Origin of the sequence: Shewanella japonica (genome assembly GCF_002075795.1) — a bacterium.
GTDB lineage: Bacteria > Pseudomonadota > Gammaproteobacteria > Enterobacterales > Shewanellaceae > Shewanella > Shewanella japonica.
This window is the reverse complement of sequence record NZ_CP020472.1, coordinates 4,026,339-4,044,708: the sequence shown is the minus strand read 5'-3', so window position 1 is coordinate 4,044,708 and position 18,370 is coordinate 4,026,339. Positions and strand designations below refer to the sequence as shown.

Sequence of the window (18,370 nt, the reverse complement as noted above, 5' to 3'; positions counted from 1 at the left end):
AAACAAAACAAGATATGCGCTAGAAAGATGAACGCTGGCGTGAGCAAAGCATTGATAGAGGCCACATGATGAGTGAGCAAAAATTAGCAGTAAACGAGTACTTAAAAACCGACAGTGATTATTTGCGTGGCACGATTAAAGAAGGTTTAGATACCCAAGTCACGGGATCATTTAGTGATGGCGATCAGCAATTAATTAAGTTTCATGGTTTTTATCAGCAAGATGATCGTGATTTAAGGAATGAGCGTAAAGAGCAAAAGCTAGAGCCTTTATATAGTTTCATGCTGCGTGCTCGTGTGCCAGGTGGTATTTGTTCGCCTGAACAATGGTTAGATGTTGATCGTATTTCATCAACATTAACAACCTCGAATAGTATTCGTTTAACGACACGTCAAACTTTTCAATATCACGGCATTCCTAAGCGTAATTTGAAAACCCTGATCCAAGATTTAGATAGGGCAGCATTAGATTCGATTGCAGCTTGTGGTGATGTTAACCGTAACGTGATGTGTAACCCAAATCCTGTTGAGTCCAAACTACATCAACAGGCTTATGCTGTAGCAAAAGAGTTGTCAGATCATTTATTGCCTCATACTCGCGCTTATGCCGAGATTTGGTTAGATGAAGAAAAGTTATTAGACACTGAAACTAATGAACCTGTTTACGGTAAAACCTACCTACCACGTAAATTCAAAATGGCCGTTGCTGTACCGCCAGATAATGACGTGGACGTGTATACCAACGATTTAGGTTTTGTTGCAGTGGCAGAAGCAGGTGAGCTCGTTGGCTTTAATTTAGTTGCTGGCGGTGGCATGGGCTCAACGCATGGTGAAGTGGAAACGTTCCCAAGATTAGCTGATGATTTTGGATTTATTAAAACTGCAGATGTGATCAAGTTTGCAGAAGCAGTCATGACAGTTCAACGTGATTGGGGTAATCGTGTTAATCGTAAGCGTTCACGTTTAAAGTACACCATAGTTGATCATGGCGTTGCTGAATTTAAAGCTGAAGTTGAAAAACGTGCAGGTGTCAATTTTGAACCCAAACGTGATGTCATGATTGGCGATCGAGGCGATCGATATGGTTGGGTTAAAGGTGTTGATAATAAATGGCACTTGACCTTATTTATAGAAAGCGGTCGTATTAAAGATGTTGAAGGTCAAACATTACAAACGGGTTTACGTGAAATTGCCAAAATTCATAAAGGCGATTTTAGAATGACATCTAATCAAAATATGATTATTGCTGGTGTTGCAGAAGAAGATAAAGCAGCGATTGAAGATCTTGCTCGCCAACATGGCTTTTTTGGTAAGTTAATCAGTCAGACCCGTGGTCATTCAATTGCCTGTGTTGCTTTGCCTACATGTCCTTTAGCGATGGCGGAAGCTGAGCGTTATTTTCCTGAGTTTATTGACCATATTGATGCTTTACAGACGAAACATGGTATTAGCGAACAAGCCATCGTGGTGCGTATGACAGGCTGCCCTAATGGCTGTGCAAGACCCTTTGCGGCCGAGATTGGTTTAGTTGGCAAAGCTCCTGGGCGATATAACTTATACCTAGGCGCAAGCTTTGAAGGTACGCGATTAAATAAAATGTACAAAGAAAACATTCAAGAAGCTGAGATTTTAGCTGAATTAGACAACTTGTTTGGTTTGTATGTACAAGAGCGTGATGCTGGCGAAACTTTTGGTAACTTTACCGTTCGTCATGGCATCGTGAAAGCAGTGAATGATGCTGCGAAAGATTTTCATGGTTAAGGCTCTAATTGAGTCTTACCAATGAGGGATTAATGATGATTAATCAAAATGAATTGCTTGCGCTACTGACTGCTCCTAAAGAGGAGCAGGCTATTGTATTAGCGCAAGTGAATGAGTTTTTAGCTGGATTAACAGCACAAGAACGTGTGACTTGGGGCTTAGCACTGTTGCCGGGCGAACATGCATTATCATCTAGCTTTGGTATACAAGCTGCGGTTATGTTGCATATGGTAAGCCAAGCACAAGCTGATATTCCTGTCGTGTTGACTGATACTGGTTATTTGTTTCCTGAAACTTATCAATTTATTGATCAGCTCACAGAAAGATTGGAGCTAAATCTTAACGTTTATAAAGCAAGCGAATCGTCTGCTTGGCAAGAAGCGCGTTACGGAAAACTGTGGGAACAAGGACTTGATGGTTTAGAGAAATACAACCGTATCAATAAAGTTGAGCCTATGCAGCGCGCTTTAAACGAACTCAATGTTGGTACTTGGTTTGCTGGACTTCGTCGCTCACAGGCAAGCACCCGTGAAGCGTTACCTATTTTAGCCATTCACGGAAATCGTTTTAAATTACTGCCGATTATTGAATGGACTAATAAAGACGTGCATGAATATTTAACCAAACATGATTTGCCTTATCATCCTTTATGGGACCAAGGGTATGTTTCGGTGGGTGATACTCACTCTAGTAAGCCGTTAGAGCTTGGGATGAGCGAAGAAGAAACACGTTTCAACGGTTTAAAGCGTGAGTGTGGTTTACACTACGAAATATAGTTGTGTATTCAAGCGTGATTGACCGGCTTAAAATATCAGCATCCGTGCTGATATTTTTTATTTTGCATAAAATCAATGAATAAAATAGTTTGGTTAAGCTTTATTTATCTAGCGTTTAACCTCATTCAATTGGGGTATATTGTTCGCTCAATTAAGACTATTGACTGATTTTATATCTGGTGACATTTTTTCGTCAAAAATCGACTTTAAAATTATGCACAAGTTAATTTTATAGTCTAAATTAGAAAGTTCCCGTAGATGGTTTTTGTCGACACTTTAGGTGGGTTGTTGCTCACCCAGTACCTCCAAAAGCCTCACTCGATTTATCGAGTGCCCAGTGATTGGCTTGCTAGCGTAAGTGCAATCAACTTTGATTTCTCGGTAAGTCACTTTTGGGTGACTTACCGAGAAATTTCCCTTCGTTTATCGTTTACTCGATATCATCGACTTGTCAGCCATTAAACATTTTTTGGCAAATATTTTGTAAATGATGGCTTATCCTGCCCGTTTTCTGTGATTCATTAAAAAATAATGCTAAGTTATTGCGCTAGCTATTAAAAATTGATGTTGATGTGTCGCATTAACCTAATTGAACTCAAAACTAAACCAATAACTCTCAAGGAAGAGTGACTTGTTTTAATGTGCATGTAATTTATGGAGCAAAAAATGAAAAAACTCGCAATTGCTGCGGCTGTTATTGCAGTTGGTGCTGGTGCTTATGTACTCACAAGTAAAGAAGATAACGCTGTTTCAGCGAATGAAATGTTGCAATACATTCCGGCTGACACCTTACTATTTTCAGGTCAGCTAACGCCATTTCCTCTGGAAGATTATTTATATTCCATGCCAATGGGATTAAATAGCAAAGCTTCACTTGAGCAGTTAGAGCAAGCAGGCCCTTTTAGCACTGAACAAGAGCGTTTTTTTGTTAGCTTATATAAGAGCTATCTAACCAGTTTTGAAAACCCAGATTTATTCTTAAAAACGTTTGGTTTTCCTTCTCAAATTGAATCTTATACATACACTTTAGGTGCATTACCGGTATTCAAAATTCAGGTTGAGAATGAGGCGGCAATTTGGGCTTTATTAGATAAGGCGTCTGAAGAGAGTGGCTTAGTGCATAAAGCTGAGTCGATTAAAGGCCTTGAATATCGTGCTTATCCTCTGATTGCAGAAGATGAAACCATTGATATGGTTTTTGCACAACAAGACGGCTGGTTGACGATTACTTTAAACACTTCGTTTAACCAAGCTTCGTTGTTAGAAACCGCTTTAGGGCTAACGAAAGTCGATAACCCTATCAGTGATACTAATGTCATCGAAAACATTACGTCTACACATGGCTTCTTACAAGACAGCATCAGCTTTGTTAACCATGTGGAGTTAGTGAAAGGATTAACTTCCTCTGATGGTAATATGTTGGCGAAGCAACTGACTAAACTGGTTGAGATGGATGGTACTCAAAGTGATCCATTCGCTGAATTCAAAACTCCAGAATGTAAAGCTGAGTTTGGTGCTATTGCTGCTAATTGGCCAAAAACGGTGATGGGATTAACGTCTTTCTCCGTTGATAGAAAGCAAACTAATTTTGATGCAAAAGTCGTGATTGAGTCTAATAACCAAGTGATACTAGGTGCATTGACTAAAATGCGTGGCTTTATTCCTGGTTTTGCCCAAAACCTCAATGACAATGTAGCTTCTGTAGGCATTGGTTTGAATGTGATGCAATTGGCGCCGGCATTGACTGAAATTTGGCAAGATCTGCAAACTCCGAGTTATCAGTGTGAAGCGCTAGCGCAAATGCAATATGGCTTAAGCGAACAAAATCCGGCGATGCTCGGCATGATGACTGGTATGGCGAATGGCGTGCAAGGCGTTAGTGCATCTATCATCGACTTCACCTTAACTGATGAAAATGGTGAGCCTGGATTTAAGCAGTTAGATTCGTTAATTGCTCTTTCTGCCAATGATCCTGATATGTTACTCAACATGGTTAAGCCTTTTGTACCTCAGTTAGCGAATGTTGAACTCACTAAGAATGGTGATGCGGTCGATGTCACTCCATACCTAATGTTACCGCCTGAGCTTGGCGTCACTGCTAAAATGGCGGTTAAAGACCAGCATATTGTGATTTATAGCGGTGAAAAAGGTGAAGCATTAGCGAATCAGCTAAATGATGAGCAAGTGGTCGCTAACGGCTTAACAGCAATGTCGTTAGACTGTCAGAAACTTCTCACGCCAGTGTTGAAACTGATTGAAGACAGTGGTGAACCTATTCCTGAAGAGATTTCTGCTTTGAAAGATTATGATATGCGCATGCAGTTTACTTTCGATGTCACCGATAAAGGCCTTGCTATCTCTACCAAAGCGAATAGCAAAGCAAAATAAATCATTATGATTACTAATAAAAAAGGTGAACCTTTGCGGTTCACCTTTTTTATTTACTTATTTGTCAGCGTTATAAAATGTCGTTAATTGATACGCCAATACCGATACGTTGGTTATGGTGATTATAATCAATCATGCTCTCGCCATAACCGTTAAAGTATTGTGTATATAATCTAAGGTTACCTAGTATAGGGTAACTCCAGGTTGCTTCTATTGCGCCTTTATTGGGGCTATCTAAATTGTTACGTCCCATTAAGGTAAAGCGATGTTCACCTAGACCATAAATCGCCGTCACTTCAAAATTCCCCATGTAATCGCCGATATCTGGGTTGTCATCACCATCTGCTGATGTTGGAGTTTCTTTCTCATCTTCAGGAATGCGATACCACGCTTTAAATCCGAGTGCAAAAGGGCCACGATCAAAAACCATTTCGCCATAAATACGATTCCAGCTACGAGATAAACTTCCTGACTTCCCATTTGATTGATGGACAGCGCCAAGGCCCCAAAATGAGTTTCTTAGGCCTGCAACTTCCCAGTCATTGTTGAATAACATAAAAATTTCAGGTTCGTGATTAGTTTCTCTGAAAGGAGATGAGATGTCTTTGTTATATACCTGCCAATAAGATTGGTTGGTATAAGCAAAAAATAAATGGCCATTATCACCAAAAACATTGTACCAAAGAGGAAATTTGAAGCTTATTTGAAACTTAGCTTCAGCATTATCAACGTGCTCATCAGCGTCGTCGTTACCCGTCTTAAAGTCGACGTATGGAGCAGTATTCGGGGTGTCATTGTAAGTGTAAGGCAGGATGTAATTCACCTTATGAGGTGTGATCACGAAGCGTTTTTCAGATGTCTCTGTCTCACTCTTTACTCGTTCATCAACTAATGACTCATTTGCGAATGCGAGTTGAGAAACGTCATAGAGCATGCATATCGTCAAAGCGATGCCAAAAAATGTTCTCATTGAATTCCCTTTTTACTTAATTTTCGTCATAGGTTATCACCGCGGATACAAAGGTGAAACAAAACTTACGCATTTATAAAACAAATATAAGACAACAAAGTGCAAATACTAGCAGCGTAATATGTACTGAAAAAAGATTAATAGATAGCTCTGTATATAACTAAAAGGAATAAAAGCTAATCAATACATATTATATGTGGAATATATAAACCGCTATATTTACCCTTAATTAATTATCGAAAGGTAAGTAGGTCATGGAATTAGTATCAATGCCTGGTCAGCAGGCTAAAGGCAAAGTATGGTTGGTCGGTGCTGGTCCCGGTGATGTTGAACTACTCACGTTAAAAGCTTATCGCGTTATTAAACAAGCTGATGCGGTACTTTATGATGCACTTGTTAGCCAAGAAATTCTGGATCTTATTCCTGCTGCTGCAGAAAAAATAGCTGTAGGTAAGCGTGTTGGTAAACACAGTGCTGCACAAGATGAGATTAATCAATTATTAGTGACTAAAGCGTATACCCGTAAAAATGTGGTTCGTTTAAAGGGTGGCGACCCATTTATTTTTGGTCGCGGTGGAGAAGAGCTCCAAACTTTAGTTAAAAGTGATGTTGAATTTGAAGTCGTCCCCGGTATTACAGCCGCTAGTGGTACAGCAGCTTATGCTGGAATTCCACTCACTCACCGAGATTATGCTCAAGGAGTGTCGTTTATTACTGGGCATTGCCAGTTGGAGAGTCGACCGATGGATTGGCAAGGCTATGCTAATTCATCCAACACCTTAGTGGTGTATATGGGTATTTTGAATGCCAATATTATCAGCGAAGGCTTAATGAGCCATGGCCGACATCCTGATACACCAGTGGCTATTGTGTCTAAAGCAACCACGGCTTTACAACAAAGATTTATCGGTAAGTTAAGTGACTTACCCCAATTAGCGGCAGATGCAGCACTTGAAATGCCTGCGCTGATGATTATCGGTGAAGTAGTTGAGCTTGCGGAAACGTTAAACTGGTTTACACCAGCATCCGCAACGACTTCCCAAATACATTCAGAAATTACAGCCCTTGGATTGTAATTTACCCAATTTATTAATTTCTAACTGTTTTGCAGTCTTGGTAATGGAGAGTAATCATGGCAAGTCGTTCATTAAGCCATTTAGAACAACTGGAAGCTGAGAGTATCCAGATCATTCGTGAAGTCGCAGCTGAGTTTGATAACCCAGTGATGCTGTATTCAATTGGTAAAGACTCTTCGGTAATGCTACATCTGGCCCGTAAAGCTTTCTACCCTGGCAAGATCCCATTTCCTTTATTGCATGTTGATACAGGCTGGAAGTTTAAAGAGATGATTAAGTTCCGTGATGAACAAGCCAAAAAATTTGGTTTTGAATTACTGACACATCAAAACCCAGAGGGCGTTGCTCAAGGCATTAACCCTTTTGACCATGGTAGTTCTAAGCACACTGATATCATGAAAACTCAAGGCTTAAAGCAAGCTCTTAACCAATATGGGTTTGATGCTGCTTTTGGTGGAGCACGTCGTGATGAAGAAAAGTCTCGTGCTAAAGAGCGTGTTTATTCGTTTAGGGATAAACATCACCGTTGGGATCCTAAAAATCAACGACCTGAGTTATGGCGTACATACAATGGCGCAGTCAATAAAGGCGAAAGCATTCGCGTATTTCCATTATCAAATTGGACAGAGTTAGATATTTGGCAATATATCTATCAAGAAAACATTGAGCTTGTTCCGTTATATTTTGCGGCTGAACGTCCTGTAGTACAAAAAGGAAGCCAGTTGATCCTTAAAGACGATGACAGAATGCCATTAGAGCCAAATGAAGAAGTGACTTATCAGAAGGTGCGTTTTAGAACCTTAGGCTGTTACCCATTAACTGCGGCAATGAATTCTGAAGCAGACACCTTAGAAAAGATTATTGAAGAAATGCTGCTAACCCGCTCAAGTGAGCGAGAAGGGCGTCTTATTGACTCTGATCAAAGTGCCTCTATGGAACTTAAAAAACGTCAAGGGTATTTCTAATTTTCTGTGGTGAATGGTTTTCGATAATTGAATTGATACGAATGTCATCGTAAAGAATGTAAGTGAGAAAAATTATGGATCAAGCAGTGAATAATACCACCAAAATGGCAGCTGAAATCGAGCAGCATGGTGTGAAGGAATATTTAGCGCTTCAGCAGAATAAAGGCTTATTACGCTTTTTGACTTGTGGCAGTGTGGATGACGGTAAAAGTACTTTAATTGGCCGTTTATTACACGATAGTGCGCAAATCTATGAAGATCAGTTAGCAAGTATTAAAAATGATAGCGCCAAAATGGGAACGACAGGCGATGAAATTGATTTAGCGCTATTAGTTGATGGTTTACAGGCTGAACGAGAGCAGGGTATTACGATTGATGTAGCGTATCGCTACTTCTCGAGTGAAAAACGTAAATTTATTATTTCAGATACCCCAGGCCACGAGCAGTACACCCGTAACATGGCAACAGGTGCATCAACCTGTGATTTAGCTGTAATTCTAGTGGATGCTCGTTACGGCGTGCAAACACAAACTAAACGTCATGCATTTATTGCATCGTTAGTGGGCATTAAGCATTTTGTTGTCGCTGTAAACAAGATGGATTTAATGGCATTTGATGAGTCAGTATTCAATAAAATAGAAGCCGACTTTAAAGAGTTCGTTAAAGATTTTGGCGAGCTTGACCTTCACTTTGTGCCACTGTCAGCGCTTAAAGGTGACAATGTTGTTGACCGCAGTTCGCAAACTGACTGGTATCAAGGTGGCACTTTATTAGAGCTATTAGAAACCATTGATACACAGCGTGAATTAGCCGACTTGCCAGCTCGATTCCCTGTGCAATATGTTCAGCGCCCAAATCTAGACTTTAGAGGTTTCTCCGGCACTTTAGCCTCTGGTTCATTTAAAGTCGGTGATGAGGTCGTTGCTCTACCTTCTGGTAAGCGTAGCAAGGTTGCTCGCTTGGTCACTTTTGACGGTGATTTAGAAGAAGCGGTTGCAGGTCAAGCCATTACAATTACATTAGAAGATGAAATTGATATTTCCCGTGGCGACTTAATTGCAAAGCCCGACAGTGCACCTGCACTAGCAAACCAAATTCAGGCTGACATTGTGTGGATGGATGAAAAACCTCTACAGATTGGTGTTCAGTATGACGTTAAAGTGGCAGGTAAAAAGACTCAAGCAAGTGTTAGTTCAATCGAATATGTGGTTGATGTGAATACACTAGCAAAAAGTGATGCTGACAGTCTGCCATTGAATGCAATTGCAAGAGTCCATTTAGAGCTCACTGAATCGATTATTTTAGATCCTTATACATTAGTGCGTGACACTGGCGGCATGATCGTTATCGATCGTCTAACCAATGCAACTGTTGGGGCTGCGATGGTTGTTGCAGGTCAGCAAGGTAGTTTGCAAGCTGACTCTCAATTTACTCCATTTGAAGTTGAGTTAAATGCACTAATACGTAAGCATTACCCTCATTGGGAAGCGAAAGATATTAGTGTCTTTGGAAAATAATCAATGAGTGAAGTGTGGCAGCTGGCTATTATATTAATTGCCTTGGTTGGCGGGTTAGTCGCTGGTCTTGCGTCGCCTGCCGCACTGTTCTTTTTTGCACTGTTAACCACTTACTTATTCGGGTTGGTTGATATATCGAGTGCACTTGTTGGCTTTACCAATAACGGCTTAATTACCTTAATCTTGCTCGTGTTAGCAGCGATTGCCTTAGAGAAGACATCCCTCTTGGCGAGGCTGAGTCAAATGATAGGCAATAGTTCACTGCCAATGACGTTAGCTAAGTTGGGTGTTTCTACTGCTTTATTATCATCATTTACAAACAATACGGCTGTTGTTGCTTCACTGATTGGTGTTGTTCGCCGCAATCAAACCCATGCGCCAGCTAAGCTTCTACTACCGCTAAATTATGCTGCGATATTAGGGGGCACGCTCACATTAATTGGCACCTCAACTAACTTAATCGTTAATTCGTTTGTTGAAAATGCCAACTTGAAACCGCTTGGTTTTTTTGAATTTACATTGGTTGGTATCGTACTGGTTGTAAGCGGCATCGTGTTGTTAATGTTAATCGCCAATACACTTCCTGATAGGCGGGTAGATACGGCAGAAGAGTCATTACCTTATTTGTTAGAAGCGCATGTCGCCGATACATCTGCCTTGGTGGGTAAAAGTGTTGTCGATAACCGTTTACGCGCGCTTAAAAAATTGTATTTAGTCGAGTTAGAGCGCAGTGGTATTCGAATCTGTCCAGTGCCACCTCAGTTAGTGCTGCAAGCTGGCGATGTACTGCGTTTTAGTGGTGCTGTTGAGTCAGTTGAACTATTGCATCAATTTGATGGTTTGGAGTGGTTCGGCAAGCAACAAGCTAAAGGTCAAAACCTTGTAGAAGCAGTGCTGTCTCCTGCGTCTAAATTAGTGGGAACTAGCTTAAAGGATGCGCGTTTTCGTGAAGAGTACGATGCGGCTGTAATGGCAATTAGGCGTGGTCACCTTCCGTTAAAAGGGGGGCTTGGCGATATTGAATTACAACCAGGTGATGTTTTATTGATTACGCCTGGCGATAGCTTTTCGACTAATCCGAGGTTAACTACGGATTTTGCTGCCATTAGCGGCCTAGATCTTAGCGTTAGGTTAGATAGCAAACGCAGTAATTTAGTTTTGTTTGGCTTTGCTATAACCATATTAGCCAGTATTGCAAATATCTTACCCTTAGCTAAAGGCTTGGTGCTGTTGCTATTAGGCTTGCTGGCGATTGGTGCTGTGAATATGACCGAAATTAAACGTCGATTTCCTATAGAGCTGGTGGTGATTGTTGGTAGTGCACTGGGTCTAGCAAATTTAATGCTTGAAACAGGGCTTGCGGATGTCATGGCGCAAGGAATGCTTGGCGTGTTGAATGGATATGGCTATTTTGCGGCTTTTGTGGGGATTTACTTTGTTACTTTGATTCTCACTGAGTTGATAACCAACAATGCTGCAGCTGCGCTGTCTTTTCCTGTTGCCTATGCCGTAGCCGTTAATTATGGACTGGATCCAAGACCTTTCATCATGGCGGTAGTTTTTGGGGCAAGTGCCAGTTTTATTTCGCCTTACAGTTATCAAACTAATCTCATGGTATTTAACGCAGGCAATTATAAGTTTAGTGATTTTGTTCGTTTAGGGTTACCGATGTCGGTGCTTTATTCTGCGGTTGTGATTTCTGTTGTACCAATCGTATTTCCTTTTAAGTAATCAGCAAATTAGGCTGAATTTGGAGTCTTTATGACAGACATAGTATGGCATCAACATGTAATTGACCAAGCCGCCAGAGGTGACCAGAAAGGTCAAAGTCCAGTGTTGCTTTGGTTTACAGGGCTTTCAGGTTCAGGTAAGTCAACGTTAGCGGGAGCACTTGAACGAGCTTTATTTGAGTCAGGCTTCCATACCTATCTACTTGATGGTGACAATGTTCGTCATGGTTTATGTAAAGATTTAGGCTTTAGCTTGGAAGACCGAGACGAAAATCTACGTCGTGTCGGTGAAGTTGCTAAGTTAATGGTTGATGCTGGTTTAGTGGTGCTATCAGCTTTTATTTCACCGACTTTGGCAGAAAGAGAACGCGTGAGAGCATTATTTCCTGAGGGGAAGTTCATTGAAATTCATGTATCAACGCCTTTGAGTGTCTGTGAAGCTCGCGATCCTAAAGGGCTTTATGCCAAAGCAAGAAGTGGAGAAATAGCGAATTTTACTGGCATATCTTCGCCTTATGAGCAGCCCCTTGCAGCTGAATTGACCATTGATACCAGTAAAGGTGATTTAACCACTCAAGTAAATACCTTGCTGGATTACTTAAGCGCCATTCAAGTGATCGATGGGAAGCAGCTTTCTGCACTAGCTTAACCATTCCTCACTATTTTTGACACGGTATAAGTGCTTTGCTTGTGCCGTGTTTTACTTTTAGACTATTTTTAGTCTTCAATGTTAACATTTGCGTTTTTCATCAAGAAGAACGTTAACATCCTCCAAGAAATTTCATTTCATTGTCATACAGATATTGTTGAGTTTACTGTGATCTAGGTCTATGTTGTTTGGTAGTATGTTGTGCTACATCAACAGCGCTTGGTGAGTTTTTGTGCTTATAGGGCCGTTTTTTAGTTTCATAATTGAAATTTTATCTCGGACTCAGTTCAAAGTTTTAGCTCAAATTCGTTTTTTGTCGTACATTTATTTCACATTATATTTAAAAGGTGTGACTTCAATAGCGGATTTAGCTCACAAATTTATTTAATATGTGGTATCTGAATTTTAAAGGTTACAAGTAATGGCTGGATCCTCAAATCAGGTTATAACAATTAAACGAGGCCTTGATGTGCCTATCGCGGGGGAACCGCAACAAGTCATCGAATCAATAAAAGCGACGTCGAGAGTAGCAATTCTTGGTGAAGAGTACGTTGGTTTAAAACCGACTATGCTGGTTGAAGAAGGGGATATGGTCAAAAAAGGCCAGGTACTTTTTGAAGACAAAAAAACACCAGGAGTAAAATTCACAGCACCAGCAAGTGGTGAAGTCATCAGCATTAATCGCGGTGAAAAACGCGTATTATTATCTGTTGTTATTCGCTGTGAAGGCGACGAGTCGGTGAGTTTTGACATTGCTGATGATGTGCTGGCTTTATCTCGGGATAAGGTAAAGAGTAATCTCGTCAATAGCGGTTTGTGGACTGCACTTCGCACCCGTCCTTTTTCACGTATTCCTGCCCTTGATGCAACTCCGAGTGCAATTTTTGTCACTGCGATGGATACCAATCCGTTAGCGGCGGATCCTCGCATTGTGATTGCAGAGCATGAGGCAGCATTCAGTCAAGGCTTACAAGTACTGTCTCGGTTAACTGATGGCAAAGTCATGCTCTGTCATGATGAAGGCGCGAGTTTACCCGGCAGTGATGCTCAGCAAGTAGATTCACACCAGTTTGGTGGGGTACATCCTGCAGGTCTTGTTGGCACGCATATTCATTTTCTTCATCCTGTAAACATTGAAAATGTGGTTTGGCATATTGGTTACCAAGATGTCATTGCTTTTGGCAAGCTATTTCAAACTGGTGAGTTATTCAACGAGCGTGTTGTCGCGTTAGCGGGCCCCAATGTGTTAAACCCACGATTGATTCGTACCCAGCTTGGTGCCGATTTAGGTGAAATGGTAGAGAAAGAAATCAAAGATATTCAGTCTCGAGTCGTGTCGGGATCTGTGCTCTCAGGTCATACTGCTGTAGGGGTTTATAACTACTTAGGTCGTTATCACACCCAAGTTAGCGTGTTAACTGAAAATGCTCGCCATGAGCTTTTGCCGTGGGTGAGACGCAATAAAGAAAAGTTCTCCCTTACTGGCATTATGATGTCGGGTTTTAGCCGCACGAAAAAGCTATTCGATTTCACCACTCATGCGGGGGGCTCACCACGGGCAATGATGGCGTTTGGCCAATTAGCACGTGTGATGCCTTTGGATATTTTACCTACCTTACTCGTCAGAGATTTAGTGGTTCGTGATACTGATGAAGCTCAGCTATTAGGCGCATTAGAATTAGACGAAGAAGACTTAGCGTTATGCACTTTTGTTTGTCCCGGAAAGTATGACTTCGGTAAAGAGTTACGTGCTTGCTTGGATATTATCGAGAGGGAAGGTTAATGGGTCAGCAACAAAATAAACCGGGTAAGCAAGAGCAGTATTACGCTCACGGGCACTCGATGAAAAGCTATTTGCGCTCTTTATGGATTGCACGTGGCCGAAGCACTAAGGGTAAAGTACATGTACGTGATGCTATTGACGTCAAACGTACTATGCACATTGTGGGTATGTGTTTACTGCCTGTGCTGCTTTTTGGCATGTACAACTTAGGGCTTCAAGCTCAAATCGCCATAGCAGCAGGTGCTACTCAACCTGATAGTTGGCAATTAGTTATTTTTAATGCGGTTTTTGGAGAACTGACAAGTGAATCAGGCTTACTGAGTTTGTTTGCTTATGGTGCCAGCTACTATGTACCAATTTATCTCGCCACATTAATCATTTGCTTATTTTGGGAAGTGATTTTTGCCAAAATGCGTAAGCAAGAACTTCACGAAGGCTTTTTCATCACAGCCTTGTTGTTCTCGATTATTGTGCCAGTCTCAACACCGTTGTGGATTATTGCTATTGGCGTGTGTTTTGGGGTGATTGTCGCGAAAGAGATGTTTGGCGGCATGGGGTATAACTTCTTAAATCCTGCCTTAGCGGGTTACGCCTTTATTTATTTTGCATATCCGACACAAGTGGCTGCAATTAGTCAGTTTGTTGCGGTAGACGGCTTCGCTGGCGCTACCACATTAACCGAAGCTGCAGCGAGTCGCGCTAACCTTTACGCTGATGTCAGTTGGTTAGGTGCTCTGTCAGATCCTAAATGGATGGATGCCTTTTTAGGCTTTACTCCTGGTTCGATTGGGGAAACAAGCACCTTAGCCATTTTGATTGGTGGTGGCGTGTTATTACTGACTCGTGTTGCTGATTGGCGAGTGGTCGCTGGTGTGTTGTTAGGTATGATTGCCACGGCGATTTTATTCAATCTTGTTGGCCCTAGCAAAAACTCTATCGCTGCAATGCCGTGGACATGGCACCTTGTGACAGGTGGCTTTGCCTTAGGGATGATGTTTATGGCAACGGACCCTGTGACCGCTTCATACACGCGCAATGCCAAATATGCCTACGGCGCATTAATTGGTTTTATGACTGTGCTGATACGAGTACTAAACGTAAAACTTCCTGAAGGCATTATGTTAGCGATTTTGTTTGCGAATTTATGGGCACCGCTATTCGATTATCTGGTGGCTCAAGCCAACATTAAACGGAGACTAAAACGTCATGGCCTTTAAGAAAGATACTGTCGCAGGCACGATGATATTTATCATCAGTTTGAGTTTAGTGTGTTCGTTTATGATTACCGGGACCGCTGAAATTCTCAAAGAACGTAAGTTGGCCAAAAAACGAGATGAAATACAGCAATTTGTGTTGCGCGCAGCCAATGTTGATATCAGTAATGGCGATTTTCGCGAACTCTTTGCCGAGCGAGTGACACCAAAGATGGTGAATCTGGATTCTGGTGAATATGTCGCACAAGAAAACCTACTTGATTTCGATGACCGCATGGCGGCAATCAATCCTGATAGTTCATCTAAGCCTAAAAAAGATACCGCCAAGATTAAGACTCGTGCGGATAACATCCGAATTTTTGAAGTTCGAGATGAATCAGGCAGCTTATCGAGCGTCGTTATGCCTATATATGGCAAAGGTTTATGGTCGATGATTTATGGCTATTTAGCAGTCAAGCCTGATTTGAATACGGTTGAAAATATCATTTTCTACGAACATGGTGAAACACCTGGTATTGCTGACTTTGTTACCGATCCACAATGGACTGACTTATGGAAAGGCAAACAGCTATTTGATAAACAAGGCAAGATTGCTATCAAGGTCGTCAAAGGTGGCGCTAAAGAAGGTGACATTCATGGGGTTGATGGCGTGAGTGGAGCGACTCGAACTGGTGTCGGTATTCAGCGCGCGGTTGAGTTTTGGTTTGGAGTAGAAGGTTTCCAAACCTTTCTTAAGCAGTTTGCTCAAGCGGAGGCTAAGTCATGAGTAGTGCTATTTCTACTAAGCAGATATTAACATCGCCTATTTTTGCTAATAACCCTGTTGCGATGCAAGTATTGGGTGTCTGTTCTGCTCTAGCTGTCAGTAACTCTATGCAAACGGCATTAGTGATGACGCTTGCGGTGACATTTGTACTGGTGTCATCTAACTTAATCATTTCGACCATTCGCAACTTTATCCCAAACAGTGTGCGGATCATTGCGCAGATGACTGTGATTGCTTCTTTGGTCATCATTGTCGACATGGTACTTCAAGATGTGGCATACGAGTTGTCTAAGCAGTTATCTGTTTTTGTCAGCTTGATTATCACTAACTGTATCATCATGGGACGTGCTGAAGCATTTGCGATGAAGTACCCACCGCATCTCGCCTTGGTTGATGCCCTCGGTAATGCTATGGGATATGGCGTTATCTTACTGGGTGTCGCATTTGTTCGTGAACTGTTGGGGCGTGGGACCTTATTTGGTCATGAAATATTTACCACCATTGAAAACGGTGGTTGGTATTTGGCAAATGAAATGTTCACCTTACCGCCTAGCGCATTCTTTTTGATCGGCGTGATGATTTGGGCCATCAATGTTGTGCAGCGTAAGAGAGGGTAATGGCAATGGAACATTATATTAATTTATTTATTCAAGCTGCGTTTATCGACAATATGGCGCTGTCTTTTTTCTTAGGTATGTGTACGTTTCTTGCTGTATCTAAGAAAGTGTCGACTTCTTTCGGTTTAGGGATTGCCGTTATCGTGGTGATGATGCTGGCTGTGCCGTTAAACCAGGTCATATACGTTAACGTACTTGCGCCAGGTGCATTAGCTTGGGCTGGCTTTCCTGAGTTAAACCTTAGTTACTTACAGTTGATTACCTTTATTGGGGTTATTGCAGCGTTAGTACAAATTTTGGAAATGTTTTTAGAGCGCTATATTCCCACCTTGTACCAGTCTCTGGGGATTTTCTTACCACTTTTAACAGTAAACTGTGCCATTTTTGCTGGGGTAATTTTTATGGCGAACCGCGATTACAACTTAGTTGAATCTATGGTCTTTGCTGGTGGTAGTGCTGTGGGCTGGGCAATGGCGATTATCTTGTTAGCGGGCTTACGTGAGCGGATGAAATTCCATGCGATTCCACTTGGCTTACAAGGTATCGGTATTACCTTTATTACCACTGGATTAATGGCGCTAGGGTTTATGTCATTTGCTGGTATCACGCTGTAATGCTGGCAAAAAAGATAGTGACAAAAGTGAACTCGAATTCTCTGAGTAATGACACATTGTTGAGAAGGTACATTTAATGGAAATGGCAATCGGCATAGGCATGTTTACCATCGTGGTAAGTTTGCTGGTAATGGTAATTTTATTCGCCAAAAGTAAGTTAGTTAACACTGGCGATGTCACCATTGGGATTAATGGTGAGGCTGATAAGAGTGTTCGCACTCCAGCTGGTGACAAATTGTTAGGCGCCCTTGCTGGACAGAATATTTTTATTCCGTCTGCATGCGGCGGTGGTGGCACATGTGGCCAATGTCGTGTGACAGTTAAGTCTGGTGGCGGAGATATTCTGGCTACTGAACTTGACCACATAACTAAAAAAGAAGCTAAAGAAGGTTGTCGTTTAGCTTGTCAGGTTGCTGTGCGAACTGACATGGAACTAGAAGTAGACGAAGAGATATTTGGTGTTAAAAAGTGGCAATGTGAAGTCGTCTCAAACAATAACCAAGCCACCTTTATTAAAGAGTTACTGTTAAAGGTACCTGAAGGTGAAGAGGTTCACTTTAAAGCTGGAGGCTACATTCAAATTGAAGCACCAGCTCACGAAGTGAAATATGCTGATTTCGATATACCTGATCAATATCGAGATGACTGGGAGCGTTTTGATCTATTTAGCTTAGTATCAAAAGTCGATGAAGATGTTTTACGTGCGTATTCAATGGCCAACTACCCTGATGAAAAGGGAACCATTATGTTGAACGTACGTATTGCTACTCCGCCAACAAATGATTTACCACCTGGGCAAATGTCTTCGTATATTTTTAATTTGAAAGCGGGTGATAAAGTCACGATTTCAGGACCATTTGGTGAGTTTTTTGTTAAAGAGACCGATGCTGAAATGGTGTTTATTGGTGGTGGTGCTGGTATGGCACCCATGCGTTCACATATCTTTGATCAGCTTAAAAGTAAGCAGACCAAACGTAAGATGTCATTCTGGTATGGTGCACGTTCTGCAAGAGAAATTTTCTATCAAGATGATTTTGATACATTAGCAGCTGAAAATGATAACTTTGAATGGCATGTCGCACTGTCAGATCCTTTACCGGAAGATAATTGGCAAGGTTACACAGGCTTTATTCATACGGTGCTGCTTGAGAATTACCTTAAAGACCACAAAGCCCCAGAAGATTGTGAATTCTATATGTGTGGCCCTCCAATCATGAACTCTTCTGTCATTAACATGCTAGAAAGTTTAGGTGTTGAAGAAGAAAATATTCTACTTGATGACTTTGGTGATTAACCATTAAGTTACAAAGTAAAATCAAAAGCTGAAACTGAGGTTTCAGCTTTTTTATGTCTCATACTTGGCTGAATGTGATAATTATGTCTAATGGGTAACATCGGATTTGCTTAAGCTTCTTATTTAAGCCTTTCACTTAAGCCTTCCATTTAAGTTCTTCAATACAGCTTTTTAATGTAGTTCCTCGATATAGCACTTCGGTTGAGTCTCTTGAATGAGGTTTTTACGTGAGTTTCTCGCATGACTTTTTT

15 protein-coding genes are annotated in these 18,370 nt (G+C 41.4%); 14 read left to right on the top strand and 1 reads right to left on the bottom strand.

Annotated features, from left to right (window positions below; genetic code table 11):
* Positions 1-68: 68 nt before the first annotated feature.
* From cysI to SJ2017_RS17320, 3 genes are all read left to right on the top strand, one after another.
* A complete protein-coding gene (gene cysI / locus SJ2017_RS17330; protein ID WP_080917516.1) occupies positions 69-1,760 on the top strand; it encodes an assimilatory sulfite reductase (NADPH) hemoprotein subunit in 1,692 nt (563 codons plus the stop codon).
* 32 nt (positions 1,761-1,792) lie between these two features.
* Positions 1,793-2,536: a phosphoadenylyl-sulfate reductase gene (locus tag SJ2017_RS17325; RefSeq protein ID WP_080916623.1), complete on the top strand. Its 744-nt coding sequence runs from the start codon at positions 1,793-1,795 to the stop codon at positions 2,534-2,536.
* A 666-nt stretch (positions 2,537-3,202) separates the two neighbouring features.
* Complete coding sequence (locus SJ2017_RS17320; RefSeq protein WP_080917515.1) at positions 3,203-4,924, top strand: hypothetical protein; 1,722 nt, start codon at positions 3,203-3,205, stop codon at positions 4,922-4,924.
* Between the two features lie 70 nt (positions 4,925-4,994).
* Here SJ2017_RS17320 and SJ2017_RS17315 read toward each other — a convergent pair whose 3' ends face one another.
* Complete coding sequence (locus SJ2017_RS17315; RefSeq protein WP_055025194.1) at positions 4,995-5,858, bottom strand: phospholipase A; 864 nt, start codon at positions 5,856-5,858, stop codon at positions 4,995-4,997.
* A gap of 290 nt (positions 5,859-6,148) precedes the next feature.
* On the opposite strand from SJ2017_RS17315, the gene cobA reads away from it, so the two are divergent.
* From cobA to nqrF, 11 genes are all read left to right on the top strand, one after another.
* Positions 6,149-6,970, top strand: a complete 822-nt coding sequence (gene cobA / locus SJ2017_RS17310) for a uroporphyrinogen-III C-methyltransferase (protein WP_055025131.1) — start codon at positions 6,149-6,151, stop codon at positions 6,968-6,970.
* Positions 6,971-7,026: 56 nt separating this feature from the next.
* Positions 7,027-7,935 (top strand): sulfate adenylyltransferase subunit CysD, encoded by a 909-nt coding sequence (gene cysD, locus SJ2017_RS17305; RefSeq protein ID WP_055025132.1) that lies wholly within the window; start codon positions 7,027-7,029, stop codon positions 7,933-7,935.
* 74 nt (positions 7,936-8,009) lie between these two features.
* Complete coding sequence (gene cysN, locus SJ2017_RS17300; protein ID WP_055025133.1) at positions 8,010-9,452, top strand: sulfate adenylyltransferase subunit CysN; 1,443 nt, start codon at positions 8,010-8,012, stop codon at positions 9,450-9,452.
* A gap of 3 nt (positions 9,453-9,455) precedes the next feature.
* Positions 9,456-11,183, top strand: coding sequence for an SLC13 family permease (locus SJ2017_RS17295; RefSeq protein ID WP_055025134.1), 1,728 nt, complete (start codon positions 9,456-9,458; stop codon positions 11,181-11,183).
* Between the two features lie 30 nt (positions 11,184-11,213).
* Complete coding sequence (gene cysC, locus SJ2017_RS17290) at positions 11,214-11,831, top strand: adenylyl-sulfate kinase (protein WP_055025135.1); 618 nt, start codon at positions 11,214-11,216, stop codon at positions 11,829-11,831.
* 421 nt (positions 11,832-12,252) lie between these two features.
* A complete protein-coding gene (locus tag SJ2017_RS17285) occupies positions 12,253-13,614 on the top strand; it encodes a Na(+)-translocating NADH-quinone reductase subunit A (RefSeq protein WP_055025136.1) in 1,362 nt (453 codons plus the stop codon).
* A complete protein-coding gene (locus tag SJ2017_RS17280) occupies positions 13,614-14,831 on the top strand; it encodes an NADH:ubiquinone reductase (Na(+)-transporting) subunit B (protein WP_080916619.1) in 1,218 nt (405 codons plus the stop codon). Before SJ2017_RS17285 ends, SJ2017_RS17280 begins: the two co-directional genes overlap by 1 nt.
* A complete protein-coding gene (locus SJ2017_RS17275; RefSeq protein ID WP_055025138.1) occupies positions 14,821-15,594 on the top strand; it encodes a Na(+)-translocating NADH-quinone reductase subunit C in 774 nt (257 codons plus the stop codon). Before SJ2017_RS17280 ends, SJ2017_RS17275 begins: the two co-directional genes overlap by 11 nt.
* The gene (locus SJ2017_RS17270) at positions 15,591-16,211 is read left to right on the top strand and encodes an NADH:ubiquinone reductase (Na(+)-transporting) subunit D (RefSeq protein ID WP_055025139.1); all 621 of its coding nucleotides are present in this window, start codon (positions 15,591-15,593) and stop codon (positions 16,209-16,211) included. The genes SJ2017_RS17275 and SJ2017_RS17270 overlap by 4 nt, the downstream gene beginning before the upstream one ends.
* 5 nt (positions 16,212-16,216) lie before the next feature.
* Positions 16,217-16,825: an NADH:ubiquinone reductase (Na(+)-transporting) subunit E gene (nqrE, locus tag SJ2017_RS17265; protein WP_055025195.1), complete on the top strand. Its 609-nt coding sequence runs from the start codon at positions 16,217-16,219 to the stop codon at positions 16,823-16,825.
* A gap of 76 nt (positions 16,826-16,901) precedes the next feature.
* Complete coding sequence (gene nqrF, locus SJ2017_RS17260) at positions 16,902-18,119, top strand: NADH:ubiquinone reductase (Na(+)-transporting) subunit F (protein ID WP_080916617.1); 1,218 nt, start codon at positions 16,902-16,904, stop codon at positions 18,117-18,119.
* Positions 18,120-18,370 lie beyond the last annotated feature (251 nt).